General features: G+C 63.4%; 1 pseudogene. It reads left to right on the top strand.

The window, feature by feature from the left end:
- A pseudogene (locus B4920_RS26225) lies at positions 1-276 on the top strand (hypothetical protein); the annotation flags it as partial.

The raw sequence follows: 276 nt of genomic DNA, 5'->3' as shown, positions 1-276 counted from the left end.
TTCACCCGCCGCAAGAATCCCTTTCCCTATCAGCTGATCGCCAGCTACCCCGATGCCAGTGCCGAATCCATCGACCCCTATCAATTCCAGGCTGCCGCCTGGGAAGGTCTGGCGGAGCTGAGCTTCCAGCCGGAAAACCTCTACCACACCCTGGGCGCCCAACTGCGCACCGTGGAACATCTCGGCCAGCAGGTGGCAGGGGTGCGCTTCGCCGTCTATGCGCCGAGCGCCACGGCGGTGAGCCTGATCGGCGATTTCAACTTCTGGGATGGCCGT

The organism is Zoogloea sp. LCSB751 (genome assembly GCF_002028455.1).
Taxonomy (GTDB): Bacteria; Pseudomonadota; Gammaproteobacteria; order Burkholderiales; family Rhodocyclaceae; genus Zoogloea.
This window is presented reverse-complemented; position numbering and strand designations above follow the sequence as displayed.